The sequence below is a fragment of the Falsihalocynthiibacter sp. CO-5D18 genome (assembly GCF_041205445.1).
GTDB lineage: Bacteria > Pseudomonadota > Alphaproteobacteria > Rhodobacterales > Rhodobacteraceae > Falsihalocynthiibacter > Falsihalocynthiibacter arcticus.
The window spans coordinates 1-1,353 of sequence record NZ_JBGFCF010000056.1; the positions used below are offsets into that span (position 1 = coordinate 1).

The 1,353-nt window shown below is 55.7% G+C and carries 2 protein-coding genes; both read right to left on the reverse strand.

Annotated elements, in window-relative coordinates:
- Nucleotides 1-974 (reverse strand): DSD1 family PLP-dependent enzyme (locus AB9F27_RS21820; protein WP_369758193.1); only part of this gene is annotated, 974 nt, incomplete at its 3' end.
- Between the two features lie 12 nt (nt 975-986).
- Nucleotides 987-1,353, reverse strand: a 367-nt coding sequence (locus AB9F27_RS21825; RefSeq protein ID WP_369758194.1) for a pyridoxal-phosphate dependent enzyme, incomplete at its 5' end; no start/stop codon positions are given.

Genomic DNA, 1,353 nt, shown 5'->3' on the forward strand with positions numbered 1-1,353 from the left:
TCCACATCGTCACGGCCAAAGATTGTCGGTAAGCCGCTGTCCACGGATTGCGCTTTGAGGCCCGCGTCAACGATGGCTTTGTCTGCCTTCGAGTGGCTCATCACGGTCGTTAGGATGAACAGCGCGTTCTCCCATTCGCCGTCGTCGATGCGCTTGCCATCCTTGTCGAGGATGCGTCCGTAATCGGCATCCATGAACGCATAGGAGCCGCACTGAAGTTCGTTATACACGCCAGAGGCGCTTTCGAAATAATAGGAACCCGTACCGCCACCACCGACGATATCGCATTCCAGCCCTTGCGATTTGAGCGCCTGAACCGCGTCCGCTACTTGCGAAATGGCCGCATCCAACTTCACCTTGCGATCGGCATAGAGGTCCATGTGCTGCATCGCGCCCTGATAGGCTTGGATGCCCGCGAATTTTAGACCGGGCGCTGCATCAATTAGCTTTGCTATACGCACAACATCCTGCGACGTGTTCACGCCACAACGTCCGGCGCCACAGTCAATCTCGACCAAAGCTTCAAGTTGGGTGCCGTGGCGGACAGCGGCCTCCGAGAGCGCTTTTACGTTCTCTGGATCGTCGACACAGACCAAAACCCGCGCCCCGAGCTTAGGCATCGCCGCCAAGCGGTCGATCTTGGCAGGTTCGGTAACTTGGTTGGACACCATCACGTCTTTGATGCCGCCACGGGCAAAAACTTCGGCTTCGGAAACCTTCTGACAACAAACGCCAATCGCCGCGCCCAGATCCTGCTGAAGCTTCAGCACATCCACGGATTTGTGCATTTTGCCGTGGGCGCGGTGGCGCATACCATGCGCCTTGGCATAGCCGCCCATCTTTTTGATATTGCGTTCCAGCGCGTCCAAATCGAGGATAAGACACGGCGTCTGGATATCGGCCTCAATCATACCAGGCTTGGCAGGGATATCGTAGCCGACTTCGAAATCTTCTAGGTTAGTATGCGAGTTCATAGCTTTTTCCCTTTATTTGAGCCACGGCAAGAGGTCGAGATCGACATTGCCACCAGTGATAACGATGCCGACACGCTTGCCTGCGAACCGGTCTTTGTTCTTGAGAATAGTCGCGAGCGGCACGGCGCTGCTGGCTTCCATGATGATTTTCATCCGCTTCCATGTCAGTTTCATCGCGTCGATAATCTCGTCATCGCTCGCCGTTAAAATGTCGGTCACGTGGTTGGAAACGAAATGCCACGTCAGGTCTTTGAGCGGGACTTTCAAACCATCGGCAACCGTTTCCGGCGCGTCATCGGCAATGATGTGCCCCGCTTTGAAGCTGCGATAGGCGTCGTCCGCCTGCTCGGGTTCGGCAGCTATTACCTGTGTTTCTGGC